At 66.3% G+C, this 26,801-nt stretch carries 25 protein-coding genes; 7 read left to right on the forward strand and 18 right to left on the reverse strand.

Features of this window, described 5'->3' with window-relative positions; all coding sequences use genetic code 11:
* Positions 1–25: 25 nt before the first annotated feature.
* From CEJ42_RS09460 to CEJ42_RS09475, 4 genes are all read right to left on the reverse strand, one after another.
* Entirely contained in the window at positions 26–232 is a 207-nt protein-coding gene (locus CEJ42_RS09460) for a Trm112 family protein (RefSeq protein ID WP_088750780.1), read from the reverse strand.
* Positions 213–1,238, reverse strand: coding sequence for a tetraacyldisaccharide 4'-kinase (gene lpxK / locus CEJ42_RS09465; protein ID WP_088750782.1), 1,026 nt, complete (start codon positions 1,236–1,238; stop codon positions 213–215). Before lpxK ends, CEJ42_RS09460 begins: the two co-directional genes overlap by 20 nt.
* Before the next feature lie 81 nt (positions 1,239–1,319).
* Entirely contained in the window at positions 1,320–1,751 is a 432-nt protein-coding gene (locus tag CEJ42_RS09470) for an ExbD/TolR family protein (protein WP_079216206.1), read from the reverse strand.
* A 12-nt stretch (positions 1,752–1,763) separates the two neighbouring features.
* Positions 1,764–2,369: a MotA/TolQ/ExbB proton channel family protein gene (locus tag CEJ42_RS09475; RefSeq protein WP_088750784.1), complete on the reverse strand. Its 606-nt coding sequence runs from the start codon at positions 2,367–2,369 to the stop codon at positions 1,764–1,766.
* Positions 2,370–2,536: 167 nt separating this feature from the next.
* Between CEJ42_RS09475 and xseA the strand changes: the two genes are divergently transcribed.
* Together xseA and sodB are read left to right on the forward strand one after the other, a co-directional pair.
* Entirely contained in the window at positions 2,537–3,931 is a 1,395-nt protein-coding gene (gene xseA, locus CEJ42_RS09480; protein ID WP_088750786.1) for an exodeoxyribonuclease VII large subunit, read from the forward strand.
* 313 nt (positions 3,932–4,244) lie between these two features.
* Positions 4,245–4,823 (forward strand): superoxide dismutase [Fe], encoded by a 579-nt coding sequence (gene sodB, locus CEJ42_RS09485; RefSeq protein WP_079216213.1) that lies wholly within the window; start codon positions 4,245–4,247, stop codon positions 4,821–4,823.
* Positions 4,824–4,893: 70 nt separating this feature from the next.
* On the opposite strand, the gene CEJ42_RS09490 is transcribed toward sodB, so the two are convergent.
* The 3 genes from CEJ42_RS09490 to CEJ42_RS09500 all read right to left on the reverse strand — a co-directional run bounded on the left by CEJ42_RS09490 (position 4,894) and on the right by CEJ42_RS09500 (position 7,832).
* On the reverse strand, positions 4,894–5,706 hold the full coding sequence (locus CEJ42_RS09490; RefSeq protein ID WP_088750788.1) for an SDR family NAD(P)-dependent oxidoreductase: 813 nt from the start codon (positions 5,704–5,706) through the stop codon (positions 4,894–4,896).
* 29 nt (positions 5,707–5,735) lie between these two features.
* Complete coding sequence (locus tag CEJ42_RS09495) at positions 5,736–7,349, reverse strand: L-lactate permease (protein WP_088750790.1); 1,614 nt, start codon at positions 7,347–7,349, stop codon at positions 5,736–5,738.
* A 156-nt stretch (positions 7,350–7,505) separates the two neighbouring features.
* The gene (locus CEJ42_RS09500) at positions 7,506–7,832 is read right to left on the reverse strand and encodes an NIPSNAP family protein (RefSeq protein ID WP_088750792.1); all 327 of its coding nucleotides are present in this window, start codon (positions 7,830–7,832) and stop codon (positions 7,506–7,508) included.
* 398 nt (positions 7,833–8,230) lie between these two features.
* Between CEJ42_RS09500 and CEJ42_RS09505 the strand changes: the two genes are divergently transcribed.
* From CEJ42_RS09505 to CEJ42_RS09515, 3 genes are all read left to right on the forward strand, one after another.
* Entirely contained in the window at positions 8,231–9,124 is an 894-nt protein-coding gene (locus CEJ42_RS09505) for a helix-turn-helix domain-containing protein (protein ID WP_079219174.1), read from the forward strand.
* Between the two features lie 161 nt (positions 9,125–9,285).
* Positions 9,286–10,983, forward strand: coding sequence for a thiamine pyrophosphate-binding protein (locus CEJ42_RS09510; protein WP_079219175.1), 1,698 nt, complete (start codon positions 9,286–9,288; stop codon positions 10,981–10,983).
* Positions 10,984–11,147: 164 nt separating this feature from the next.
* Positions 11,148–12,059: a LysR family transcriptional regulator gene (locus CEJ42_RS09515; protein ID WP_079216221.1), complete on the forward strand. Its 912-nt coding sequence runs from the start codon at positions 11,148–11,150 to the stop codon at positions 12,057–12,059.
* An 88-nt stretch (positions 12,060–12,147) separates the two neighbouring features.
* Here the strand turns inward: CEJ42_RS09515 and CEJ42_RS09520 are convergent, their stop codons facing one another.
* The 6 genes from CEJ42_RS09520 to CEJ42_RS09545 all read right to left on the reverse strand — a co-directional run bounded on the left by CEJ42_RS09520 (position 12,148) and on the right by CEJ42_RS09545 (position 18,309).
* Positions 12,148–13,449 (reverse strand): MFS transporter, encoded by a 1,302-nt coding sequence (locus CEJ42_RS09520; RefSeq protein WP_088750794.1) that lies wholly within the window; start codon positions 13,447–13,449, stop codon positions 12,148–12,150.
* Between the two features lie 160 nt (positions 13,450–13,609).
* Positions 13,610–14,452, reverse strand: coding sequence for a class II aldolase/adducin family protein (locus CEJ42_RS09525; RefSeq protein WP_088750796.1), 843 nt, complete (start codon positions 14,450–14,452; stop codon positions 13,610–13,612).
* A 251-nt stretch (positions 14,453–14,703) separates the two neighbouring features.
* The gene (locus CEJ42_RS09530) at positions 14,704–15,993 is read right to left on the reverse strand and encodes an NAD(P)/FAD-dependent oxidoreductase (RefSeq protein WP_088750798.1); all 1,290 of its coding nucleotides are present in this window, start codon (positions 15,991–15,993) and stop codon (positions 14,704–14,706) included.
* A gap of 9 nt (positions 15,994–16,002) precedes the next feature.
* Complete coding sequence (locus CEJ42_RS09535; protein WP_079216229.1) at positions 16,003–16,731, reverse strand: amino acid ABC transporter ATP-binding protein; 729 nt, start codon at positions 16,729–16,731, stop codon at positions 16,003–16,005.
* Positions 16,728–17,384: an amino acid ABC transporter permease gene (locus CEJ42_RS09540; RefSeq protein WP_088751147.1), complete on the reverse strand. Its 657-nt coding sequence runs from the start codon at positions 17,382–17,384 to the stop codon at positions 16,728–16,730. Before CEJ42_RS09540 ends, CEJ42_RS09535 begins: the two co-directional genes overlap by 4 nt.
* Positions 17,385–17,538: 154 nt before the next feature.
* Positions 17,539–18,309, reverse strand: a complete 771-nt coding sequence (locus CEJ42_RS09545; RefSeq protein WP_079216231.1) for an ABC transporter substrate-binding protein — start codon at positions 18,307–18,309, stop codon at positions 17,539–17,541.
* 375 nt (positions 18,310–18,684) lie between these two features.
* Here CEJ42_RS09545 and CEJ42_RS09550 point away from each other — a divergent pair, with 375 nt between their 5' ends.
* Entirely contained in the window at positions 18,685–19,479 is a 795-nt protein-coding gene (locus tag CEJ42_RS09550; protein WP_079216233.1) for an IclR family transcriptional regulator, read from the forward strand.
* Positions 19,480–19,655: 176 nt separating this feature from the next.
* Entirely contained in the window at positions 19,656–20,054 is a 399-nt protein-coding gene (locus CEJ42_RS09555; RefSeq protein ID WP_088750799.1) for an OsmC family protein, read from the forward strand.
* Here CEJ42_RS09555 and CEJ42_RS09560 read toward each other — a convergent pair.
* The 5 genes from CEJ42_RS09560 to CEJ42_RS09580 form a co-directional block, all read right to left on the reverse strand.
* Positions 20,036–20,959: a DedA family protein/thiosulfate sulfurtransferase GlpE gene (locus CEJ42_RS09560; protein WP_088751148.1), complete on the reverse strand. Its 924-nt coding sequence runs from the start codon at positions 20,957–20,959 to the stop codon at positions 20,036–20,038. The two genes, CEJ42_RS09555 and CEJ42_RS09560, sit on opposite strands and share 19 nt — an antisense overlap.
* 238 nt (positions 20,960–21,197) lie before the next feature.
* Complete coding sequence (locus CEJ42_RS09565) at positions 21,198–22,538, reverse strand: MFS transporter (protein WP_088750801.1); 1,341 nt, start codon at positions 22,536–22,538, stop codon at positions 21,198–21,200.
* A gap of 279 nt (positions 22,539–22,817) precedes the next feature.
* A complete protein-coding gene (gene gudD / locus CEJ42_RS09570; protein WP_088750803.1) occupies positions 22,818–24,182 on the reverse strand; it encodes a glucarate dehydratase in 1,365 nt (454 codons plus the stop codon).
* A 228-nt stretch (positions 24,183–24,410) separates the two neighbouring features.
* A complete protein-coding gene (locus tag CEJ42_RS09575; protein WP_088750805.1) occupies positions 24,411–25,529 on the reverse strand; it encodes a sterol desaturase family protein in 1,119 nt (372 codons plus the stop codon).
* A gap of 130 nt (positions 25,530–25,659) precedes the next feature.
* Entirely contained in the window at positions 25,660–26,751 is a 1,092-nt protein-coding gene (locus tag CEJ42_RS09580; protein WP_088750807.1) for a LacI family DNA-binding transcriptional regulator, read from the reverse strand.
* Positions 26,752–26,801: the final 50 nt, after the last annotated feature.

The following is a 26,801-nucleotide window of genomic DNA, read 5'->3' on the forward strand; positions in this document are numbered from 1 at the left end:
TCGCGCCGCCGCGGGATTGCCGGGCTCAGGCTGCCGGGGCGGCCGGAGTTGCCGGGCTTGCCGGAGTTGCATTGATGTCACGCGCCTCGTCGGCCCACATGATGGGAATGCCGTCGCGGATCGGATAGGCCAGCTTGTCGCCTTTGCAGATCAGTTCCTGCGCTTTCTTGTCGTAGTCCAACGGGCCCTTGCAGATGGGGCAGACCAGGATATCAAGCAGTCGGGCGTTCACGGAGTTTCTCCACTATTTGTTCAGCCAGCGCGCCTTCGATGCGCGCCGATACAGGCACGACCCAGATGCGCGGGTCGTTTCGGATGGCCTCGATAGCCCTGCATTTTACTGCATCCTTCTCCGTGATCAGGATGACATCGGCAGCCAGGCCTGCGAAAGGATTTCCGGCGAAGTCGTAATGATCGGGCAGCGGGTGCTCCGAGAACGCCAATCCGGCGCCGCGCAGGGTCGCGAAGAAGCGTCCCGGATTGCCGATGCCGGCGAGCGCGGCGATGCGCAGGCCGCCCTCGCCCATCGCCGCCAGCGGCCGCTGCGCGCCCGGCGGCGCCAGCTGGACCGCCTCGCCGGCCTCCAGCCGCATGGCGAAGGCGTGGCCGGGAGCCGGGCTGCCGGCGGCCAGGTTGACCACCGAAAAATCGCGACGGCGCGAGGCCGGCTCGCGCAGCGGACCGGCCGGCAAGAGCCAGCCGTTGCCGTTGCCGCGCGCGTCCGACAGCACGATCTCGATATCGCGCGCCAGCGCGTAATGCTGCAGGCCGTCGTCGGAAATCACCACGTCGACCTCGGGATGCGCGGCCAGCAAGGCATGGCCCGCCTGCACGCGGCGGCGGCCGACCACCAGCGGCACGCCGGTGCGCTGCACGATCAAGAGCGGCTCGTCGCCCACGCGCGCGGCCACCGAGCCGGGCTTGACCTCGGCCACATCCTGCTCGCCGCCATAGCCGCGCGACACCACGCCGGGCGTGAACCCGGCCGCGCGCAGCGCCTCGATCAGCCAGATCGAAAACGGCGTCTTGCCGGTGCCGCCGACGAACACGTTGCCCACCACGATCACCGGCCTGGGCAGGCGCTCGGCGCGTTTGAAGCCCAGCGCGAACAGGGCGCGACGCAGCGCGGCCAGCGCGCCGAACAGCAGCGACAGCGGCCACAGCAGGCAGGCCAACGGCCCGCGGCTTTGCCAGGCACGGGTCAGGACGGCTTCTGCGTTGTGCTTGGAATCGCTCATCTGGATTTCATGGACTCTTCATGCGAACGGCCCGCCTGCATAAGCGGCGGGCCGTTCATTCATTCACTCACTGCTGCCGGATTACTTGCCGCCGCTGGACTGCGCGGCGAAAGTCACCTTCGGATAACCCGCCATGCGCGCCGCCTCGAGCACGTTGACCACGGTCTGGTGCGTGGCCAGCGCGTCGGCGTTGATGATGATCACCGGGTCGCCCTTGGCGCCGGCGTTCTTCACCGCCGCCTGCATCTCGTCGGACAGGCCCTGGGCGTCGCGCGCGGCGATGCGGGCATTGTTGATGGCGTAGCGGCCGTTGGCGTCGACCGCGATATTGATCTCGAACGGCTGCTCCAGCGCCTTCTGGGCGTCGGCGGTGGGCAACGTGATCTGCAGCGCGGTGAACTTGCTGTAGGTGGTGGTCACCATCAGGAAGATCACGATCACCAGCAGCACGTCGATGAAGGGGATCAGGTTGATCTCCAGATCCTCGCGCGGGCGGCCTTTGCGGAAATTCATCTCACCCTCCGCTCAGCGGCGCACGTCGTGCACGATGTCCACGAACTTGACCGCCTGCTGCTCCATGTCGACCACGAAGCTGTCGACCAGCGCCCGGAAGTGACGGTAGAACACCAGCGCCGGCATGGCGATGGCGAGGCCGAAACCGGTGTTGTACAGCGCCACCGAAATGCCGTGCGCCAGCTGGGCCGGATTGGTGCCGGCGGCGTTTTGCGAGGCGAAGATCTCGATCATGCCGACCACGGTGCCGAACAGGCCCATCAGCGGCGCCAGCGAGGCGATGGTGCCCAGCGTGGTCAGGAAGCGCTCCAGCCGGTGCGCGGCGGCCTGGCCCGCTTCCTCGATGGCTTCCTTCATCACGTCGCGCGGAGCGTCGACGTTGCGCAGGCCGGCGGCCAGCACGTGGCCCAGCGGCGAATTCTGTTCCAGCTTGTCGATCACGTCGTCGTTGACGCGGCCGCTCTGGTACACCCGCACCACTTCGCCCAGCAGCTCCGGCGGCAGCACGCGCGCGCGGCGCAAGTAGACCAGCCGTTCGATGATCAGCGCCAGGCCGATGATGGATGCGATCAGCAAGGGCCAGATCGGCCAGCCGGCGGCGAGGATGATGGCGAGCAAAACGAACTCCTATATATGAAGGTGCATGGCGGACCGGCCTGGGACAGCCCACCGGAATCTGGGTGCAGAATGTAGCCTGTTGCGCGCCCCTCGGCAAGCGCAACCGGCTTGGCGCGCATTGGCTTTACAATGCCGCATTGTATCGCCCCTGGACCTCTACCGCCGCCATGCCTGCCGACAAGTTTCCCCCGTTCCCGTCCGCCCGCCCCGCCCAGCCCGCGCCTTCCGGCGACGGCGGGCCGCCGGTGCTGACCGTGTCGGCACTGAACCAGTCGGTGGCGCGCATGCTGGAGCGCACCTTCCCGCTGATCTGGGTCAAGGGCGAGATCTCGAATTTCACCCGCGCCGCCTCCGGCCACTGGTACTTCAACCTCAAGGACGACGGCGCCCAGGTGCGCGCCGTGATGTTCAAGGGCCGCGCCCAATACGCCGGCTTCATGCCGCGCGAGGGCGACAAGGTCGAAGTACGCACGCTGGTCACGCTGTACGCGCCGCGCGGCGACTACCAGCTCAACGTCGAGGCGATCCGCAAGTCCGGCGTGGGCGACCTTTACGCGGCCTTCCTGCAGCTGAAGGAAAAGCTGGAGCGCGAAGGCCTGTTCGACCGCGACGCCAAGCGCGCGCTGCCGCTCTTCCCGCGCCGCATCGGCATCGTCACCAGCCCCCAGGCGGCAGCGCTGCGCGACGTGCTGACCACGCTGCGCCGCCGCGCCCCGCATGTGGAAGTCGTCCTCTACCCGACGCCGGTGCAGGGCGAAGGCTCGGCCCAGCGCATCGCCGCCGCCATCGACACCGCCAGCGCGCGCGCCGAATGCGACGTGCTGCTGGTCTGCCGCGGCGGGGGCAGCATCGAGGATCTGTGGTCGTTCAATGAAGAGGTGGTCGCACGCGCCATCGCCGGCTGCGCCATGCCGGTGATCTCGGGCGTCGGCCATGAAACCGATTTCACCATCGCCGACTTCGCCGCCGACCTGCGCGCGCCCACCCCCACCGCAGCCGCCGAGCTCGCCGCCACCGCGCGCGAAGACTGGATGGCCGGACTGCGCGCCCACGCGCAGGATCTGACGCGCGCATTGCGCCGTTCGCTGACGGAAAAGGCGCAGACGGTGGACTGGCTGTCGCGCCGCCTGGTCAACCCCGGCGCCTATATCCAGCACGAGCGCGTCAAGCTCCTGGCGCTGCAGACGCGGCTCTCGCACGCCACGCGGGTGCCGCTGACCCGCATGCAGCATCGCCTGCAGCAACTTTCCACGCGCCTGGCGCACCAGCTGCCCGACACCACCCATGCCCGGCGCGATGTGGCCGACCTGGCGCGCCGCCTGCATGGCGCCTTCGCCGCGCGCCAGTTGCGCGAGCGGCAGGCGCTGGCCGGGCTCAACGCCCAGCTGGAGCTGCTGAGCCCCCAACGCACCCTGGAGCGCGGCTATGCCATCGTGGCCGACCGCAACGGCCGCGTGATGCACTCCCCCGCCGAGCTGGCCGCGCGCAGCGAAGTCACCATCCGGCTTGCCCAGGGCAGCGCCGAAGTCGGCATCTCCAGCGTCCAGCCGCGGCTGGACTGAGCCTCTCCCCGGCAGCCCTCCCAGACATTTTTTTCATAAGCTTTTGCCGCGCCGCCGCCCTTGCGACGGCGCGAAAAAATCCTGGGCGCGAGGCCTGCGGCCTGGAACGTCCGGCTGCCGCAGGCATCTGACGGATTCCCCGGACAAGCCCACCGAGTTAAGTGAATGAGAACGATTCTAATTTACACAAAACCCAGCACCGGCGCGGCTTGGCGGACATTTGAGCGGGTGCAAAGAATCGTCATCCGCTTTAGAATCTCAGGTTCCGAATAGAAGCTTCGTAGCAAAACCAACAAGACTGAAAGGATTCAACATGGCACATACCCTTCCGGCACTGCCTTACGATCTGGACGCGCTGGCGCCCACCATCTCCAAAGAGACTCTGGAATATCACTACGGCAAGCACCACCAGACCTATGTGACCAACCTGAACAACCTGATCCCGGGCACCGAATTCGAAAACCTGTCCCTGGAAGAGATCATCAAGAAGTCTTCCGGCGGCATCTTCAACAACGCAGCCCAGATCTGGAACCACACCTTCTACTGGAACGGCCTGACCCCGAAGGGCCAAGGCGCTCCGAGCGGCGCGCTGGCTGACGCCATCAACGCCAAGTGGGGTTCCTTCGACGCCTTCAAGGCCGAGTTCACCAAGCAAGGCCTGGCCAACTTCGGCTCCGGCTGGACCTGGCTGGTCAAGAAGGCCGACGGCACCGTCGACATCGTCAACACCACCGGCGCCGGCACCCCGCTGACCACCGACAGCAAGGCACTGCTGACCGTGGACGTGTGGGAACACGCTTACTACATCGACTACCGCAACGCACGCGCCAAGTACGTCGAAGCCTTCTGGGGCATCATCAACTGGGACTTCGTCGCCAAGAACTTCGCTTGATCGACGGCCTTCCAGCCATGAAAAAAGCCACGCAAACGCGTGGCTTTTTTTACGTCCGCGACAAGCTGCCTCAGGCCGACGGGCGGGTCGAAGTCAGCCCCGTCGGCGGGCCGTCGATCGCGGTCCAGCCGCCGTCCACCGACAGCGAACTGCCGGAGATGTAGCTGGCGGCGTCCGAAGCCAGGAAGGCTACCGCCGAACCGACTTCCGAGGGCTGGCCCCAGCGGTTGAGCACGGTATGGCCGGCGTAGGTCTTGAAGATGTCGGCGCGCTCCTTCAGCGGCGCCGTCAGGCGCGTCTCGATGATGCTGGGCATGACCGCGTTCACGCGCACGCCATACGGCCCCATCTCGGCGGCGAAGGCCTTCACCAGCTGCGCAATGCCGGCCTTGGAGGCGGCATACACGCCCAGCCCCGGCTCGATGGTCACCGCGCGCATCGACGAGCAGGCGACGATGCTGCCGAAACCCTGCTTCATCATCGGCCGGCCGAAGCTGCGGAAGAAGTTGAACGCGCCCTTCATGTTCAGGTTCATGACGCGGTCGTACTCTTCCTCGGTGTAGTCGACGATCAGCTTGCGGATGTTCAGCGCCGGCGTGCTCACCGCGATGTCGACCTTGCCCAGCGACTTCAGCGCATGCTGTGCCAGCACCTCGATCTCGGCGCCTTCGGCCGCATTGATCCGGTAGGCCTCGGCGCGACCGCCGGCGGCGACGATCCCGGCCGCGGCCGCCTCGGCGCCGTCCAGGTCGGCGTCGGCGCAGATCACCTGCGCGCCCAGGCTGCCGATGGCTTCGGCTGAGGCGCGGCCGATGCCCGAACCGGCGCCGATCACCACGGCCGCCTTGCCGCTCAGGTCAAACAGTTTTTTGTAGTCCAGCATAATCACTCCAGGGTTGAATCAGACATTCTTTACAGCATCCACGACAGCACCGGCGTCGACTGCAGGTAGACCAGCACCGCCATCGCCAGCAGCAGGATCAGGCTCCAGCCCACTACTTTACGGAAGATCAGGCCTTCCTGCCCGATGATGCCCACCGCCGCCGCGCCCACGGCCAGGCTCTGCGGCGAGATCATCTTGCCCAGCACGCCGCCGGAGGCATTGGCCGCGGCCAGCAGCGCCGGCGACAGGCCGGTCTCATGCGCCGCCGCCACCTGCAGTGCGCCGAACAGCGCGTTGGCCGAGTTGTCCGAGCCGGTCACCGCCACGCCGATCCAGCCGATCACCGGCGACAGGAAGGCAAACGCGGATCCGGTGCCGGCCAGCCAGCGGCCCAGGGTGCCGGTCTGGCCGGAGTAATTCATCACGAAGGCCAGCGCCATCACGCACAGCACGGTCGGCACCGCCCAGCGCATCTGCACCAGCGTCTTGCCATAGGTTTCAGCAGCCTGGGCAGCCGAGACGCGCAACATCATCGCCGTGATCACGCCCGCCACCAGCAACAGCGAACCGGCCGCCGACAGGGTATTGAGGGTGAACATGGTACCCACCGCCTTGCCGTCCTGCGCGCTGATCGCCAGGCCCGGCCAGGCGAACTTGAAGGTGCCCAGGTTCAGCCACTTCTGCACGAAGCCGAACTGCACGATCGTGAAGATGGCGATGATCAGCGCATACGGCGCATAGGCCAGCATCAGCTGCTTGCGCGAGTGGCTGATGGCCACCTGCCCGGCCGTCTTGGTCACCTCGTTCTGGAAAGCGTCGGCCGGCAGTTTCTCCGGCTGCCAGAACTTCAGCAGCACCACCATCGCCGCAGCCGACGCCAGCGCGCCCACCACGTCGGCCAGCACCACCGAGAAGAAGCTCGCGCTGGCCCACTGCGCGATGCCGAAGGCGAGGCCCGCCGTCACCGCCGCCACCCAGGTCTGGCGCAGGCCGCGCTTGCCGTCCATGATCCACACCAGCACCAGCGGCACGAAGGCGGCGATCACCGGCGTCTGGTGCCCCACGTGATGCCCCAGTTCCTCGAACGGAATGCCGGTCACCTGCGCCAGCGTGGTGATCGGCACCGACAAGGCGCCGAAGGCCACCGGCGCGGTATCGGCCACCAGCGCGATCACCGCCGCCTTCAGCGGATGCAGGCCGATCGCCACCAGCATCGCGCCGGCAATGGCCACCGGCGTACCGGCGCCGGCCAGCGCCTCGATCAGCGCGCCGAAGCTGAACGCGATCAGGATGGCCTGGATGCGCGGGTCGTCGCTAATCAGCGCAAAGCTGTCGCGCAAGACTGCGAAGTGGCCCGACTTCACCGTCAGGTTGTACAGCCAGATCGCGTTGACGATGATCCACAGCACGGTCAGCACCGAGAACACCGCGCCGTAGGCGCCCACGTTGAGCGCCACGCCCATCGGCATGTGATAGACGAAAGCCGCCACCAGGATGCAGATGAGCAGCGACACCGCCGCCGACACATGCGGCGAGATTTTCAGCCAGCCCAGCATGACGAACATCGACAGCAGCGGCAGCATCGCGAACAAGGCGGATGCGAACAGCGATCCGTTGACCGGATCGTAGATTTGTTGAAACATGGTCTCCTCCAATGGATATGATTTTTTAAGCGTCAAGGCGCTGGCTTCTGGTGGCCGTTGTTGCGTTCGGTGTTGGCTGCGCTTCCTGTTGCGACGTTAAAAAAAGACTTGCCGACATGTCGGCGTTGGCGTGTGGATCGGGATGGCGGCGCTATCTCACGGCAGGCGCAGCGGCGCGAACTTGGCCGGCGTCATCAGCTGGTTTTCCTGCGACACCAGGTAACCGGCGTCGCCCGACAGCTTCAGGTAGGCGCTCCACTCCGGATCGGCCTGCAGCGCCGCGCGGCGCGCCTCGCGGTCGGCCGCGTCGCGGTACACCCAGATGTGGGTGTAGCAGTTCAGGCGACCGGACTCCGCCACCAGGTAGGCCAGCGGTTCGCCGAGATGGCGACGCTGGATGTCGAAGCCGTTCTTCTCGTACAGCTCCAGGTGTTTTTTCAGGGTGCCCGGTCGGGCGGTGTAGGTGCGTACGTCGAGCAGCATGTTCCACTTCCTTTTTTCAGGACGAGCGAGGCCGGCGAACGCAGCGCCTGCATTCGCGAATGGCTTCACCGATTGATTCATAGGCGCCCCGGAAACGCCGCATGCGGATGCGGCGGCGAACGGCGCCTGCTTCTTTTTCTGACGATGGGGTCAGCGTGGAACAGATGCTAACCAGCCGCAACTGCGGCACGGTAGGACTTAATTCCGCTTCTATTGGATTTTTCCGCCGAAACGCCGATGCGCCGCAACACGACGCGCGGCGCGGCTTCCCTTTTGCGCGCGCGGTGGCTATGCTTGGAAAAACAATCAGAACGAGATGACCGCAAACGCTGCGCGCGGCATGTAAAGAGACAGACCACAAGACCAGGACGGCCGCCGCGATGCGGCCGCGCGAGACGATGAAGGCAATCAATTTTCCGGACGACACGCCCAACTTCGAGGTATCCGACTTCGGCGGCGGCGCCGACGCGTTCGTGTTCGACCTGGTCAAGCTGGAAGGCCGCAACGAGATCCCGCGCCCCTTCCTGCATCGCCACAGCTACTATCACATCCTGTGGATGTCGCAGGCGCGCGGCAACCACGTGCTGGACTTCGACAACTACGAGATCCGCCCGAACTCGGTGTTCTTCATCTCGCCCGGCCAGATCCACGGCTGGACCTCGGAGATCGACGCCTCCGGCTACGCGATCAATTTCAGCCCGGAGTTCTTCCTGCAGATTTTTCCGCGCATCGAGGAGCTGGCCGACTTCCCCTTCTTCCACATCGCCAATACCGACCCGGTGCTCTACCTCACGCCGCAGCAGCATGAGGAACTGTTCCCGCTGCTCATGGAGATCGAGAAGGAATACGCCGGCGACCAGCGCTGGCGCTACGACGTGGTGCGTTCCTTCCTGCAGATCCTGCTGACCCGCATGCGCCGCCTGCACCGGCCGCACGGCGCCGAATCGGGATTGCCGCGCAGCTACAGCCTGACCAAGCGCTTCAAGCTGCTGATCGAAGAGCACTACCTCGAATTCGGTTCGGTGCAGGATTACGCGCAGCGCCTGTTCGTCACCGACCGCAAGCTCAACGAGGCGGTCAAGAGCACCACCGGCAAGACCGCCACCCAGCTCATCCACGAGCGCATCCTGATGGAAGCCAAGCGCCTGCTGGCGCAGTCCGAGCTGTCCATCGCCGAGATCTCCTATCGCCTCAATTTCGACGACTTCGCCTACTTCTGCCGCTTCTTCAAGAAGAACGTGCAGATGACCCCGGGCGAGTTCAAGAAGAAGTTCTCGGCGCCGCTGGCCTGAGAAGCGCCGGCCGTCCCCATGTCCCCATCGCGCACTTTCACCGAGAAGTGCAGCAAATCCGCAGATAAGTCCTAACGATGGGCCGTGGCCGCGGCCTATGCTTGTTCACCATCAACAACATCCGGCCCGGCCGCCTTCGCGCCGCGCCGCAAGAGACAAGCATGTCAAAACTGAAAACCGGCGGCCAGCTCCTGGTCGATGCGCTGCTGGCCCAGGACGTCGATACCGCGTTCTGCGTGCCGGGCGAAAGCTACCTCGACGTCCTCAACGCGCTCTACGACCAGCAGCAGTCGGTGCGCGTGATCTCCTGCCGCCACGAAGGCGCGGCGGCCTTCATGGCCGAGGCCTACGGCAAGCTCACCGGCCGTCCCGGCATCTGCTTCGTCACGCGCGGGCCGGGCGCCACCAACGCCAGCATCGGCGTGCACACGGCGTTCCAGGATTCAACGCCGATGGTGCTCTTCGTCGGCCAGGTCGGGCGCGACATGATGGAGCGCGAAGCCTTCCAGGAGATCGACTACCGCCGCATGTTCGGCCAGTTCACCAAGTGGGTGGCCCAGATCGACGACGTCTCGCGCGTGGGCGAATACGTCTCGCGCGCCTTCTCGGTGGCGATGTCGGGCCGCCCCGGCCCGGTGGTGCTGGCGCTGCCGGAAGACATGCTGACCGAGTCCACCTTCCCGCGCGAGATCGGCCGCGCCGAGGTGCCGCAGTCGCTGCCCGATCCGGATGCGCTGGAACGCATGCAGCAGCTGCTGCGCGAGGCGAAAAAGCCGCTGATGGTGCTGGGCGGCTCGGGCTGGGACCAGGAAGGCCTGCGCAATATCGCGCGCTTCGCGGTGCAGCAGAACCTGCCGGTGGCGGCCTCGTTCCGTCGCCAGGACCTGTTCGACAACCGTCACCCCAACTACGTCGGCGAAATCGGCATCGGCGTCAACCCGGCGCTGGCGAAGATGGTGGGCGAATCCGACCTGGTCATCTCGGTCGGCTCGCGCCTGGGCGAGATGGTGACCAGCGGCTACACGCTGCTGGACATCCCGCGCCCGCGCCAGAAGCTGGTGCATGTGATGCCCGCGCCGGAAGAGCTGGGCCGCGTCTACCAGACCGACGTGAAGATCGCCGCCACCCTCAACGCCTTCGCGCGCAGCGCGGCGCAACTGGCGCCGGCCGGCGGCGACGCCTGGCGCGAGTGGCACAAGGACGCGCGCGACAACTACCTGGCTTATATCGAGCCGGTCGCGCGCAGCACCGAGTTCGACGCCGGGCTGGCCTTCAAGCAGATGCGCGGCATGCTTAGCCAGGATGCCATCATCACCAACGGCGCCGGCAACTACACCGCCTGGGCGCATCGCTACCACCAGTTCTCGCAACCCAGGAGCCAGCTCGCGCCCACCAGCGGCGCCATGGGTTACGGCGTGCCGGCGGCGATCGCGGCCAAGCTGGTGTTCCCGCAGCGCCAGGTGATCTGCCTGGGCGGCGACGGCTGCTTCCTGATGACCTCGCAGGAGCTGGCCACTGCCGTGCGCCATCGCCTGGGCATCGTGTTCCTGGTGTTCAACAACGGCATGTACGCCACCATCCGCATGCATCAGGAAAAGAACTACCCCGGCCGCGTGATGGCCACCGACCTCAACAATCCGGACTTCGTGGCCTACGCCAAGGCCTTCGGCGCCGACGCCGTGGCCATCAGCCGGACCGAGGACTTCGCGCCGGCGCTGGAGAAGGCGCTGGCCACCGCCGGCTCGACCTCCCTGCCCTACCTGATCGAACTGGTGCTGGACCAGGAAATGCTGACCCCGCGCGCCACGCTGTCGGGCTTGCGCAAGACCGCCCTGGCCGAGCGCGCGGAAAAGGCCTGATGCCTCGGCGCTAGCCGCTGTATGGCAAGCTTGCAAGCGTTACGCCGTCGCCGCCCGTTCCGGCGGCGACGGCCGTTTATCCTTGCCGCTCCTGTATGATCTCTGCACCAAGCGCTCCGCAAAAAACAAAAGCGCCTCCTTTACCAGAGACAGAGACAAACCCCATGAAAGACGAACGCTTGCTCGAGATGCAAGTCTTCAAGGCGGTCGCCGAGCACGGCGGCTTCACGGCGGCCGCGCATGCGCTGGACGCCAGCCAGCCCTTCGTCAGCCGCACCATGAACAGCCTGGAGAAGCGGCTGGGCGTGGCGCTGCTGCGCCGCTCGACGCGCCAGGTCAGCCTGACCGAGGAAGGCAAGATCTTCCTCGCCTCCTGCAGCAAGATCATCGGCGACATCGAACAGGCCGAAGGCCAGATCTCCTCCACCAGCGCCACCGCCTCGGGCGACCTGCGCATCACCGCGGCCACCTCCTTCGGCATGGACCAGGTGGTGCCGCTGCTGCCCGAGTTCCTCGAGCTGTATCCCAACGTGAAGCTGCGGCTCTCGCTCTCCGACAACCTGGTCGACATCATCGGCAGCGGCGTCGACGTCGCCATCCGCATGGGCCACCTGCAGGATTCGATGCTGCTGGCGCGCAAGCTGTGCCACTTGCAGCGCATCATCGTGGCTGCGCCCGCCTACATCGAAAAGCACGGCCTGCCGCAAGTGCCCGAGGACCTGCTGCGCCACAACTGCCTGCAGTGGGAAGCGCCGATGGACCACCTCAACAACTGGCCCTTCATCGTCGACGGCCGCCGCACCAGCCTGGAGATCCACGGCAACTTCCGCTTCAGCGGCGGCATGTCGTCGGTGGAAATGGTGCTGGCCGGGGTGGGCATCACGCGCATGGCCGAGCACTTCGCGCTGCCGGCCATCCGCCGCGGCCGCCTGGTGCCGCTGCTGGCGCAGTACCAGGCGCAGGACGAGACCGCCATCTACGCCGTCTATGCCAAGGAGCGCCATGTGCATCCGCGCGTGCGCGCCTTCGTCAATTTCCTGGTCGACAAATTCGCCGATCCGCCGTGGACGCGTTGACCCCGCCTGGCGCGCGCGTATAAAAAAGGCCGCCCGAAGGCGGCCAAACACTTGCATGGTTCCTGTGTCGCGGCTTGAAGGGCGCGGCTTACTTGTCCAGGTGCCTCGGCAGCAGCATGGTCACGCAGGCGCCGAACACCATGATGGCGCCGATGATGTACATGCCGATGTCGGTGCGCCCGGTGCTCACGTTGAGCCAGCCCACCAGGTAGGGCGAGACGAAGCCGGCGATGTTGCCGAAGGAGTTGACGAAGGCCAGCGCCGCCGCCACCGAGGCGCCGACGAACATCGAAGTCGGCAACGCCCAGAACAGGCTGATGCAGGAGTACACGCCGGCTGCCGCCAGCGACAGGCAGGCGATGGTGACCAGCGGGCCGCCGTTGATGATCATCGCCAGCGCCAGGCCGATCGCGCCGATGGTCAGCATGACCGCGAAGTACAGGCGGCGCTTGCCGCTGATGTCGGCGCCGCGGCCCGACACGTAGAGCGCGATGGCCGCCACGATGTTGGGTACCGCCGAGTACAGGCCGATATGGAAGGGATCGGCGACGCCGGCGCGCTTGATCAGCGAAGGCATCCAGAAGCCGACCGCGTACAGGCCCATGATCAGGCAGAAGTAGATCAGCACGAACACCCAGAGCTGGCGGCTGCCGAGGAACTCGCGCACGCTGCCGTGCTCGACCTTGTCGGCGTTCTCGGCGGCCAGGTCGGACTCGATCTTCTGCTTCTCGGCCGCCGACAGCCACGACACCTTGCGGAAGTCGTCGGACAGGCAGAAGAACACCACCACGCCCAGCAACACCGCCGGAATCGCCTCCACCAGGAACAGCCATTGCCAGGCGGCCAGCGGCTGCACGTCATGGAATACGTCGAGGATGCCGCCCGACAGCGGGCCGCCCACCACGAAGGCCAGCGGCGCGCCCATCACGTAGATGGCCATCGCGCGACCGCGGCGCTGGGCCGGGAACCACAGGGTCATCAGGTACATGATGCCGGGCGCGAACCCGGCCTCGGCCACGCCCAGCAGGAAGCGCGCGACGTAGAACTGCATCGGCGTCTGCACCAGCAGCATGGCCGCCGAGATGATGCCCCAGGTGACCATGATGCGGGCGATCCAGACCCGCGCGCCGACCCGGCGCAGGATCATGTTGCTGGGCACTTCGAAGATCAGGTAGCCGATGAAGAAGATGCCCGAACCCAGGCCGTAGATGGCGTCGTCGAACCTGAGCGCGTCCAGCATCTGCAGCTTGGCGAAACCGACGTTGACGCGGTCGAGGTAGGCCACGAGGTAGCAGGCCAGTATCAGCGGCAGCAGCCGCCAGTAAGCTTTCTTGTAGACGTCGGCGCCGTCGGCATGCGCCAACGAGCCGCTGTTGTATGCGGTGGTCATTTGTGTTGTCTCCTGGATGGCGGTTGGCTTTGTATTTTTTATTGGGGCGAGGTAAGGAAGGTATCCCGGCCTTCCTTCCTGCCCGGCAAGGGCGCTTCGCCGAAACGAAAGCGCCCTGCCAACGCGGTTTGTTCTGATTGTAGTGCCGAACGGCCGGCGCTCAGTCGAACAGGTCCGGCTGCTGGTGCGAAATCTCGGCGAACAGCGTCTGGAAGTGCAGCCAGCCGATGAACTCGTTGCCCAGGTGCTCGCGCGAGTAGGCGGCGAACTTGGGATCGATCTCGGTCGGGCGGATGTCCCGGGCGGCCTCGATCATCAGCTGCATGCGGCAGCAGTGGTCCAGCGCGATGAAGTGCCAGCAGGCGTCGTCGATGCTGTGGCGGCTGGCCACCAGCAGGCCGTGGTTCTGGTGGATGATGGCCTTGTTGGTCTCGAAGGCGCGCGCCACCGGATGGCCGGACTCCTGCGCCACCGGCACCTTGCCGGCGCCGTCGCCCAGCACCGCGTGGTCGCCGTAGAACATGCAGGCATCCTGCGTGACCGGCGGCAGCGGACGGCCGAACGCAGCCCAGGCGCCGCCGTGCACGGTGTGCGCGTGGCAAGAGGCGATGATCTCGGGGTTGTGTTCATGGATGGCCGAGTGCAGCACGTAGCCGGCCTGGTTGATGGCGTACTTGCCTTCGACCACCTTGCCATTGTGGTCCACCAGCACCAGCATCGAGGTCTTCACCATCGACCAGGGCACGGCCATGGGGTTGGTCCAGAACAGCTCCGGATGTTCCGGATCGCGCACCGTCAGGTGGCCGCCGAAACCGAACGAGAAGCCGTGTTTGGCGAACAACCGGCAGGCGGCGGTCAGGCGCTCCTTGCGGTGGCGGCGTTCTTCGGCGACCGAGGCGAACACCGGCTCCTGCGGGAAGATCAGGCCTTCCTGGGTGGGTTGATAAACGGATTTGTTTTGCGCGCCCGCTTGGGTCAGGGCTTGCTTGGCTTCCATCAGCATGGCTGTCTCCTGGGTAATCGAGCAGTCATTATAGGAAGCGCAATTTGGCGGATTAAGCACCCAGCCGGCATAGGACTTATGCAGCGCAAAGCGGGAATCGGCGAGGCTTTGCGGCGGACCGTGCATGCTGCGGCGCAGCGATTGCTGTCGCGCAGCGGCCCGGCGGGAAATGATTTACGCCTTTCCTCGCCGGGCGGGACGCGCGGCCGGCCTGTATGCCCCTTGCCCGCCCGGCCCCGCCTTGCCCCGCCTTATGACAGCCGGTCCAGCACGCTGTACCAGGCCACCCCGGCGGCGATGTAGAAGCGCTGCAGTCCGTGGAAGGGAATCGGGTGAATGGTGCTGACCGGGAACGGGAAATGCGTACCGGCCTGGCCGCACAGGCGTTGCGCCAGGCAGCGCCCTATGGTGCTGGACATGGCGATGCCGCGCCCGTTGTAGCCCAGCGCGATGGTCAGGCCCGGCGCCGGCTCGTGCACATGCGGCAGGAAGTCGCGCGTGATGGCCACGCGACCGGCCCAGCGGTATTCATACTCCACGCCCTTGAGCTGCGGGAACAGCAACTCCACCGACCGTTCGAGATGGGAAAAATCCTGTGCGCCGCCCGGGTCGGCGAAGGGCCCGCGCCCGCCCATCAGCAGCCGCCCCTGCGCATCGCGCCGGTAGTAGAGCAGCAGCCGCCGCGAGTCGGACGCCACTTCGCGGCCCGGCAAAATACTCGCCCCCAGCGCCTCCGGCAGCGGCCTGGTCGCCACGATGAAGCTGTTGGCGGCGATCACCGATTGCCGCAGCCGCGGCCAGAGGTCGTCGGTATAGCCGTTGGTGGCGATCACCACGCGCCCGGCGTCGATGTGCGCGCCGCCGGCCGTATGCAGGCGCCAGCCGCCCTCGCGGCGCTCCAGCCTGGCCACGCGCGTGCCGCCGTGGATGGCCACGCCCAGCCCTTGCGCCGCGCGCGCCAGGCCACGGCAGTATTTCAACGGATGGATGCTGCCGGCGCGATGATCCTTCCAGCCGCCCACGTAGGCCTGGGTGCCGATGTGGCGCGCCACTTCGGCGCCGTCCATCAGTTGCGCGTGAGCGCCCTCGGCCTGCCACTGGCGGGCGCGCTTCTCCAGCGCGCGCATGGTCTTGTCCGAGTGGGTGGGCTGTATCCAGCCGTTGCGCAGCGCATCGCACTCGATGCCGTGGCGCCGGATCAGCTCGAACACGGTATCGGCGGCCGAGCCGATGGCCGCGATCAGCGGATCGGCCACGGTGGTGCCGAACATCACGCGCAGCTGGTCGGGGTCGTACTTGAGGCCGGGGATGACCTGTCCGCCGTTGCGCCCGGAGGCGCCCCAGCCGGGTTCGGCGGCGTCCACCACGCATACCGACACGCCGGACTCGGCCAGATGCAGCGCGGTGGACAGCCCGGTATAGCCGGCACCGACGATGGCCACGTCGCAGCGCGTGGATTGCATCAGCGGCGGCGCATCGACCGCGGCGCCGCCGGTGGCGGCCCACAGCGAGGGCGGCCATGCCTGCAGTTGTTTATCCATGGCGGCCCCTCACTTGCCGATCACGCGGCGCAGGAAATCCTGCGTGCGCGCATGCTGCGGCTCGGACAGCACCTGCCGGGCCGGCCCTTCCTCGACGATGCTGCCGCTGTGCAGGAAGCACACGCGGTCGGCCACCTCCTTCGCAAAACCCATCTCATGCGTGACCACGATCATGGTCATGCCGTCGGCGGCCAGCGTGCGCATCACCGCCAGCACTTCGCCGACCAGCTCGGGGTCGAGCGCCGACGTGGGCTCGTCGAACAGGATCGCCTCGGGCTTCATCGCCAGCGAACGCGCGATCGCCACCCGCTGCTGCTGGCCGCCGGAAAGCTGGCTGGGATAGGCGTCGCAGCGCTGCCCCAGCCCGACCTTTTCCAGCAGCGCGACGGCCTGGGCGCGCGCCTCTTCGCGCGGCACCTTGTTGACGAACATCGGGCCCTCGGTCACGTTCTCCAGCACGGTGCGGTGCGGGAACAGGTTGAAGCGCTGGAACACCATGCCCACCCGGGTGCGCAGCTTGTGGATGTCGCCCCGCTCGCGGTCGACGCGCTGGCCGTCGATCAGGATGTCGCCGCTCTCGTAGGACTCCAGTCCGTTGATGCAGCGCAGGACGGTCGACTTGCCCGAGCCCGAGGGGCCGATCAGGCACACCACCTCGCCGTCGGCCACCGACAGCGAGACGTCCCTGAGCACTTCGTTCTGGCCGAAGCGCTTGGATATGCGTTTGACTTCTATCATTTGGCCCGGCCCTTTCCGGTGCGGATTTCAAGACGGCGGATGACGAACACCAGCGGCAGCGACAGCAGCAGGTACAGCACCGCGACCATGGTGTAGACGGTCATGTTCTGGAAGGTGGAGGACGCGATCATCTGCCCCGCGCGCGTCATCTCCAGCACGGTGATGGTGGACACCAACGAGGAGTCCTTGAGCATCATCACCAGCGTGTTGCCGTAGGGCGGCAGCGCGATGCGGAAAGCCTGCGGCAGCACCACGCGGCGCATGATCATCGGGCCGCGCATGCCGATCGACTGCGCGGCCTCGATCTGGCCCACGTCCACCGCCTCGATGCCGGCGCGGAAGTTTTCCGCCTGGTAGGCCGAGTAGGCGATGCCCAGCCCGATCACGCCGGCCTGGAAGGCCGAGAGCTGGATGCCCATGTCCGGCAGCACGAAGTAGATGTAGAACAGCTGCACGATGATGGGCAGGCCGCGGATGATGTTGACGATGGTGGCGCCGGCCAGCGCTACCGGCTTCAAGCGCGACACCTTCATCAGCGCCAGCACCAGGCCGATGACGGAACTGAGCAGGAAGGAGTAAATCGTGACTTCGACGGTGACCAGCGCTCCCTTGAGGAGGATGGGCAGGAAGTCCAGCACGGTCTGTGAAAACATGGCGGTGCGCTCGAACGGGTGGGTGACTGGGAAGGGCGAAGGATGCAAGCGTCCCGCCGCGCGCGCTTGCGCGCCGCAGGAATGGCATCGGTCATGGACGGAAAATCAGGCGGCACGGGCCGCGCCGGCGCTGGCCGGCGGTGCCCGCGTCAGCTCAGTTGAGCTTCCACTGCTCGACGATACGCGCCAGCGTGCCGTCGGCCTTGAGTTCGGCGATGGCCTTGTTGAGGCGCTCCATCAACTTGGCGTCGCCCTTGCGCACCACCAGGCAGACGTCGCCCATGAGCGTGGATTGGTATTCCTTGACCAGGCGCACCTGTGGATTGGCGCCCTGCGAGAGCTGGTAGGCGACGATGGGACGGTCGCCGAAGCCGGCCTTGATGCGGCCCAGGCCGACGTCGCGCATCATGTCGGACACCGAGTCGTAGGTCTTCACTTCCTTGAAGCCGCCCTTCTTGTTGAGCGCGTCGACGAACACCGTGCCGACCTGGGCGCCGACGATCTCGCCCTTCAGGTCGTCCAGGGTCTTGTAGCTCTTCTGGTCCTGGGCGTTGACGAACAGGCCCTCGCCATAGGAATACACCGGGTCGCTGAAGTCGACGATCTGGGCGCGCGCCTCGGTCTTCAACATGGCGGCGGCGATGATGTCGATCTTGCTGCCGGTCAGCGACGGGATCAGCGCGGCGAACGGCGTCTGCTGGATATTGACCGAGAAGCCGGCCTTGCTGCCCACGGCGGTGACGGTGTCGACCATCATGCCCTGCAGCTTGTTGGTCTTGATATCGAGGAAGGTGAACGGCACGCCGGTGGAAGTGGCGCCGACGGTGTAGCTGCTCTGGGCCGAAGCCGGCGCGCTGAAGGCGGCGGCGCAGGCCAGCGCGCCCAGCAGGTGCCTGAACAGGCCGAAGCGATGGAACGGTTTCATACAACTCCCCTTTTTTGCGTGAGATCCCGGCGGATCGGTACGGTTGGAAGTCCCTGCGCCAGGCGGCGCGATGCGCGCCGTGGTGAGGGGATGCGGACTGCTGGAGCCGGTCAGGACGACCGGCCGGTGCTGCGACGAACTGGACGCTCCCCCGACCGGCGTGCCCGGTATGGCCGGGGCCGGGAGTATTGCTGGAACTGAAGCTGCAACAACTGGGAACAGCAGACTACGGATGCATGAATATCAATATTTCGCTTACGAATAAGTATATTTGAATTGATCGTATCGTCAATAGATATTTATGTATCGATATTCGATACGAAAATCAGAATTTTGCTACAATCAGCGCATTCGACAAACGAGGAGGCAAGGCCCATGAACCAGCCCGGCGAAACCAACGCGGCCGATCCGCTGTTCAACCAGTCGCTGGAAAAAGGCCTGGCCGTGCTGCGCGCCTTCAACGCCCAGCGCCGCACCATGACCCTGGGCGATGTGGCCGAGGCCACCGCGATGTCCAAGAGCTCGGCGCAGCGCATGGTCTACACGCTGGAGGCGCTGGGCTATGTCTGCAAGCATCCGAAGACGCGGCGCTACCAGCTCACGCCCAAGGTGATGGAAGTCGGCTACAGCTACCTGTCGGCCGACATCCTGGTGGACGTGGCCAACCCCTTCCTCTCGGAGCTGGCCAACATCACCGGCGAGACCGTCAACCTGACCGAGCCCTACGACCGCGAGATGGTCTACGTGGCGCGTTTCGTGGCCAGCAAGTTCATTCCCATCCACATGCCCATCGGCAGCCGCATCCCGATGTACTGCACGGCGTCCGGGCGGGCCTACCTGTCGGCGCTGGAGCGCGGCCGGGCGCAGGAGATCCTCGCCGCCAGCGAGCGCACCGTGCGCACGCCGCACACGCGCACCGGCATCGACGAGATCATGCAGGTGCTGGAGGCGGCGCGCGAACGCGGCTTCGCCAGCAACAAGGAGGAACTGTTCCTGGGCGACATGACGGTGGCCTCGCCCATCTTCAACAGCGAGCGCACGCCGGTGGCCTCGGTGCACGTGGTGGCGCCGACCAGCCGCTGGACGCTGGAAGAGGCGGAGAAGAAACTGGGACCGCTGGTGCTGGAGTGCGCGCGCTCGATCTCGAACTCGGTGCGGGCGCTGGTGTAGGCGACATAAGCGGCATAGGCGGCATAAGCGGCAACACAAGTGCCGACATCAGCGCCCGCATGCGCAGCGACGAAAAGCCGCCCGGGGTATCCGGACGGATAGTGACGCGGCGGCGCGCGATCTGCCACAATCGGGGCTGATTCATCCATCCCACGCACAGACCACGGAGAACCGACATGGCCCACGTCACCCTGCACAACGCCGCCGGCTACGCCCAGGACATCAAGGCGCGCATCCACCAGCTGAAGTCCGACGAACCCGAGAGCAACGGCGGCCAGGACACCGGCCCCGCGCCCTACGAACTGCTGCTGGCCGCGCTGGCCTCATGCACCTCGCTGACGCTGCGCATGTACGCCGACCGCAAGGGATGGGAGTTGGGGAGCATTGCGGTGGATGCGCATTTCGGCCGCGACGACAGCGGGCTGGAAACCATCACCCGCAAGATCAGCTTCGGCAATGCGCTGAGCCAGGAGCAACTGACCCGCCTGGCGGAAATCTGCGAAAAGACCCCGGTCACCAAGACCATCCGCCAGGGTACCGCCATCCAGACCTCGATTCAGACGTCGATCGCGTAACCCGCGGCGCGCCAGGCGTCGATGCCACCGGTGAGCGGGCGCACCTTCTGGTAGCCGCGCCGCATCAGCTGGCGCGCGACCATGGCGGCCGAGGCCTCGTTGGGACAGGCGCAGTAGACCACCACCTCGCCCTCGACCGGGCCCTCGAAGACGAAGGTCTGGATCTCCTGGTTGGAGATCGTCACCGCGCCGGGGATGCGGCCATCCTTTTGCGACAGCGGCGAGCGCACGTCGATGATGGTGGGCGCGATGCCCTGTTCCAGCATGTTGTTCAACTCATCCACCGAGATGCGCGCCATCTCCAGCGACTTGCGGAAACGCCGGCGCTGCCACCACTTGTTAGCGACGAACGCCGCCAGCGCCACCGCGATCAGCAGCATGCCGTAATGGCCGAGCTGCGCCAGCACGTTCAGCAGGTCGTCCACTGCCGAGCTGAACAGCGAACCGAGGAAAATCCCCAGACCGGCCCACAACGCGCTGCCGGCCGCGTCCCACAGCAGGAAGCTGGTGCGGCGCGTGCCCATGGTGCCCGACAGCGCGCTGGCAATCGACGCAAACCCGGGAATGAACTTGGCCACCAGCAGCGAGCGCGCGCCCCAGCGCAGGTAGATCGATTCGGTCTGGCGCACGCAGGAGTCGGGAGACAGGGAAATGCGGCACAGCCGCGACATGATCTGGCGGCCGTAACGACGCCCGGCGAGATACCAGGTGTAGTCGGCCATCAGCGCCGCCACCACCGCCAGCAACAGCAGCACGGCCGGCGAATAGAGCCCGGTCTGCGCCAGCGCGCCTGTGATGATCAGCGTCGGATAGGCCGGCACGGGCGCGCCGAGCTGCTCGACCAGCACGTTGACGAAGACCAGCAGCAGGCCGTATTGCTCGATCAGGTGGTACAGGGTTTCCATTGCATATCCGCCATCGTTCTTGCCGCGCGACAATCCGACTCATGCCGGGGTCGGCCGCAGGACGCCATTATAGGGTTGGCGCCGCGCTCCCGCTTGTACAAAACGGTGCGCGGGCATGCAATGAAGATGGGGACGGCGCGCCAGAATAAAATGCGCCCCGGCGCCCGTCCGGAGACGAAACGCGCGGGGCGCGAACGCGGAGGAGACCGCGGAGAAAAAACTGCGTGGGCGCCGGACCTCAGGCCGGCTGGTTCAGCCTGGCCTTGGCGTCGCCGGGCGCGGCCGGCTTGCCGCCCACCGAGCCGCTGCCGTCCTGCGCCGCCGGACGGGTGCGCGCCAGGAACACCAGCACCGCCGCCAGGATCGAGGCCGCCGACAGCGCGTACAGCCCGCCCTGGATGGAGCCAGTCTTCTGCTCCAGGTAGCCGAAGGTGGCCGGCGCGAAGAAACCACCCAGGTTGCCCAGCGAATTGATCAGCGCCAGCACGGCCGCGGCGATGCGCGCATCGAGGTAGCCCTGCGGGATCGGCCAGAACAGCGACGAGGCCGCCTTGAAACCGATGCCGGCGAAGCACACCGCGACGAAGCCGACCACCGGCCCGCTCTGCGCCGAGACTGCCATGCCGATGGCCGAGATCACCAGCGTCAACGCCACCCAGAACTGCTGCTTCTTGAAGCGCGCGGCCAGCACGGCGAACACATACATCGCCGCAATCGACACGATCCACGGAATGGAGTTGAACAGGCCGACCTGGAAGTCGTTGAAATGCCCCATCTTCTTGATGATGGTGGGCAGCCAGAACGTGGCGCCGTAGATGGTCAGCTGGATGGCGAAGTAGATGAAGCAGAACAGCACGATCTGCGGATCCTTCAGCAGCGTGAACGCCGACACGTGCGCCGGGCGGCTGGCCGCGCGCTGCTCCTGCTCGGCGGCGATCACGGCGGCGACGGCGGCGCGCTCCTCGTTGGAAAGCCACTTGGCGTCGCGCGGGGTGGAGTCCAGCAGGAACCAGACCACGAAGCACAGCGCCATCGAGAAGCCGCCCTCGATCAGAAACATCCATTGCCAGCCGTGCATCCCGCCGCCTTCCACCAGCAGCAAGGCGCCGGTGATCGGCCCGGACAGGATGGAGGCGATCGCCGAGCCCGACAGGAACACCGCCATCGCGCGGCCGCGCTCATGGTTGGGCAGCCATTGGGTGAAGTAGTACACCACGCCGGGGAAGAAACCGGCCTCGGCCACGCCCAGCAACAGGCGCATGAAATAGAAGCTGGCCTCGTTCTGCACGAAGGCCATGCAGGCAGCGACCAGGCCCCAGGTGAACATGATGCGGGTCAGCCAGGCCTTGGCGCCGTAGCGCTGCAGCAGCATGTTGGACGGCACCTCGAACACGGCGTAGCCGACGAAGAACAAACCGGCGCCCAGCCCGAAGGCCGCCGCGCCGATGCCAAGGTCGGCGGCCAGGTGGGTGCGCACGAAGCCGATGTTGACGCGGTCGATGTAGTTGACGATGAACATCACCACGAACAGCGGCAGGATGCGCCACTTGATCTTGCTCACGGCGGAGGTGAGCGTCATGTCTGCCGGTCCGCTGGATGCGGACGGCGTTGCGGAAGAATTCACGAGTTTGTCTCCTCTTCAGGACTCGGTGCTGCGGTTTGATGGAAAGACCGTCGATGCCTGCGGCGCGTGGGTGCGCGACGGCCACCGGATGCCCTGCCTCCGGAACCGGCGCGCCTTGCCTTGCGCTCTTGCTTCTTTTATTGCCGCCGCTTTGTTGCGGCGTCTTGATTGCTGCTTTTTTCTGCTGCCTGCGTTTTCTGCCCGCGTTTGCCGCCTTCCGCGCTCTTGCGGCGCTCAGCGCACCAGGCAGGGTTTCTTGTTGTCGAACTTCCAGCCCGGGATCAGGTACTGCATGGCCACCGCGTCGTCGCGCGCGCCCAGGCCCATGTTGCGGTAGGTCTGGTGCGCCGCCTCGATCTGCGCCATGTCGACGTCGATGCCCAGGCCCGGCTTGGCCGGTACCTTGACGCGGCCAGCCACGATCTGCAGCGGATCCCTGGTCAGGCGCTGGCCGTCCTGCCAGATCCAGTGGGTGTCGATGGCGGTGATCTTTCCCGGCGCGGCCGCGGCCACGTGGGTGAACATCGCCAGCGAGATGTCGAAGTGGTTGTTGGAGTGCGAACCCCAGGTCAGGCCCCAGTCGTTGCACATCTGCGCCACCCGCACCGAGCCTTGCATGGTCCAGAAGTGCGGGTCGGCCAGCGGGATGTCGACCGATTGCAGCGAGATCGCATGGCCCATCTGGCGCCAGTCGGTGGCGATCATGTTGGTGGCGGTCTGCAGCCCGGTGGCGCGGCGGAACTCCGCCATCACTTCGCGCCCGGAGTAGCCCTCCTCCGCGCCGCAGGGGTCTTCGGCATAGGCCAGCACGTCGTGCTGGTCGCGGCACAGGCGTATCGCGTCCTTGAGCAGCCAGCCGCCGTTGGGGTCCAGCGTGATGCGCGCCTTGGGGAAGCGCTCGGCCAGCGCGGTGACGGCGGCGATTTCCTCCTCGCCGCGCATGACGCCGCCTTTCAGCTTGAAGTCGTTGAAGCCATAGCGCTGGTAGGCCGCCTCGGCCAATTTGACGATCGCCTCCGGCGTCAGCGCCGCCTCATGGCGCAGGCGCAGCCAGTCGTCGGCCTCGCCTTCGGCGCCGCTGTACGGCAGGTCGGTCTGCTTGCGGTCGGCGACGTAGAACAGGTAGCCCAGCATCTCTACTTCGTCGCGCTGTTGCCCTTCGCCGAGCAAGGCCGCCACCGGCACTTCCAGGAACTTGCCCAGCAGATCCAGCAGCGCCGCCTCCAGCGCGGTCACCGCGTGCACGGCGATGCGCAGGTCGAAGGTCTGCAGGCCGCGACCGCCGGCGTCGCGCCCGGCGAAGGCCACGCGCGCCCGGTTCAGGACCGCCTGCCAGTTGCCCACCGACTGGCCCAGCACCAGGCTGCGCGCGTCTTCCAGCGTCTGGCGAATGCCCTCGCCGCCCGGCACTTCGCCCACGCCGGTGTTGCCGGCGCTGTCGGTGAGGATGACGATGTTGCGGGTGAAGTAAGGCCCGTGCGCGCCGGAGAGGTTGAGCAGCATGCTGTCATGTCCGGCCACCGGGATCACGCGCATGTCGGTGATCCTGGGGGCGCCTCTGGCGATCTGGGCCTGGGTTGCGGTCTGGGTGCTGCTCATCGCTGTGCTCCTGTGCTTGCGTTATGTGCTGTCTGCGGCCGCCCCGATGGACGCAGGCCGCCGGTCTCTGTCGTTCGGCGTGAATCTTTTCGCCGGTAATTTGGTAGCGGTACCAAATCGATTTTTGATGATGGTAGCGGTACCAATTTTAAGTGTCAATAGTTGATTTTCAGCATCGAGATCAGGAGAAGGAAACCCGGCAAGGCTGCGGCAGACCGCCGCGCCGGGTCAGATCAGCGCGTAAGCCGCCACTGTCGCGGCCGCCAGGTCGATGGCCAGCACCAGCGCCCCGCCCAGCCGGCGCTGCATGAAGGCGCCCAGCGCCCAGAAACCGGCCAGCAACGCGGCGCTGGCGACCAGCAGGCGCAGGTAGGACTGTTCGTCGGCGATCCACAGCAAGGCCGAGGCCGCCATCAGCAGCAGCAGGAACTGCAGCGCCGCCAGCACATTGGCCGTGCGCGGCAGCTGCACGTCGTAGCGGCGTCGCGCGGCATCCAGGTCGAACGGGGGATAGGGCGCCATGCCCGCCGGACGCCAGCCCGGCGGCTTGAACCAGATCTTCAGGCGGTCCTGCCAACGCGGCATCTGCGCGGCCGCATGCGCCAGCTGCCAGTAGCCGGAAAAAATCGCCCACAGCGGATCCCAGCTGTTCAACGGGGTGCGGGTGCCGTAGACCACGGCTTCCTTTTCTTCGGCAAAGGTGCCGAACATGCGATCCCAGATGACCAGCATGCCGCCGTAGTTCTTGTCGAGATACTGGTCGTTCACCGCATGGTGCACGCGGTGGTTGGAGGGCGAGGAAAACACGCGGTCGAACCAGCCCAGCTTGCCGATGTGCTCGGTGTGGATCCAGAACTGGTAGACCAGCACCACCAGCCCGGCGATGCCGAACTGTTCGGGCTCCACGCCGAGAATGGCCATCGGCAGGTAGAAGATCCAGCCCAGCAAAGCCACGGTGCTCTCCTGGCGCAGCGCTGTGGACAAGTTGAAATCCTGGCTCTGGTGATGCACCGCATGCGCGGCCCAGCCCAGCGCGTTCTCATGGCCGAAGCGATGCAGCCAGTAGTCGAAGAAGTCGAACATCACGATGGCCGCGATCCAGCCCAGCGCCCCCTGCCAGAAACGCGCCGCCGGAAAGACGGCGAAGGCGCGATAGGCGATCGAATACAACCCTACCTGGAACAACTGCGTCACCAGCGCCACCAGCTGGCTGATCACGCCCTGCGACAGGCTGCTCACGGCGTCGGCGAAGCGATAGGTGTTGCGCCGGCGCAGGTAGCCATAGGCGAACTCCGCGGCAATGAGCAGCAGGAAGACCGGGATGACGCAGACGATGATCTTTTCCATGGCACGGCGGGAGGGATGAAGCGTAATCCGCCATTATGCCGCGATGCAGCAAATGCCGCCTGACAGCGGCCTGACTTGTGCCAGCAAAACGACGCCGCTGTGGAAAAGTGGAAAAAGAAAGTAAAGAAGCTCAGGCGCTCTCGCGCCGGATGATGGAAAAGCCGACGTCGACGATGCGCTCGGCGACCTCGATGCCGGCGGCGCGGTCGATGATGAAGCGCGCCGCGCGCTGGCCGATGCCGGTGCCGTCGATGCGCACCGTGGTCAGCTGCGGCTGCAGGTCGCGCGAAAATTCCAGGTCGCCGAAACCGACCACGGCGAGCTGCTCGGGAATGCGGATGCCGCGGCTCTGCGCTTCGATCATCACGCCCAGCGCCAGCAGGTCGGAGCTGCAGAAGATGGCGTCGGTCCCGGGCTGCCGCTCCAGCAGGTCGGCCAGGCCCTTGCGGCCCTGTCCCAGCGTGGTCGGCGCGGTGACGTGATGCATCGCCACGTCGGCGCCGGCGGCCATGCCCAATGCGGCGGACTCCTGCGCGAAGGAATCCATGCGGCGACGGCTGCGCTCGTCGCGCCCGCCCACCACGGCAACCACCTTGCGGCCGGCGGCATGCAGGTAGCGCGCCACCTCGCGGCCGATGTTCTCGTGCGAGAAGCCGACCAGCATGTCGATCGGCGTGGGCGTCAGGTCCCAGGTCTCGACCACCGGTATGCCGCTGGCCAGCAGCCGCTTGCGCGCCTCGGCCGAGCGCATGATCCCGGTCAGCACCACGCCGTCGGGACGGCGGCCGATGATGGCTTCCAGCAGCGCATCCTCGCGCGAATTCTCATAGCCGCTCTGGCCCAGCATGACCTGGTAGCCGGCCGCGGCCAGCGTTTCGGTCAGGGTGTGGACGATCTCCTGGAACACCGGGCCGATCACGGTCGGCACCACCACCGCCACCAGCCGGCTCTTGTTGGACGCCAGGCCGCCGGCCAGCAGGTTGGGCACGTAACCGGTGCGCTCCACCGCATCCCTCACCTTCTGCAGCACCTTGGGCGACACCGCCGAGGGCGTATTGAGCGCGCGCGAAGCGGTGATCGGCGCCACCCCGGCCAGTTGCGCGACGTCGCGCAGCGTGATGCCGCCGGCGCTCTTGCGACTGCCCCGGCGGCGCGGCTCGGCGCCGTCCTCGGGGTTGTCGGCGCGGGATTCTTGAGGGGTGGGAGGGATGTGCGGTGGCATGCGCGCATTCTAGCATCGCCGTTGGTAGCGTTACCAAAAGGACAAGCATC

Source organism: Herbaspirillum robiniae, from assembly GCF_002213415.1.
Classification (GTDB): domain Bacteria; phylum Pseudomonadota; class Gammaproteobacteria; order Burkholderiales; family Burkholderiaceae_D; genus Herbaspirillum; species Herbaspirillum robiniae.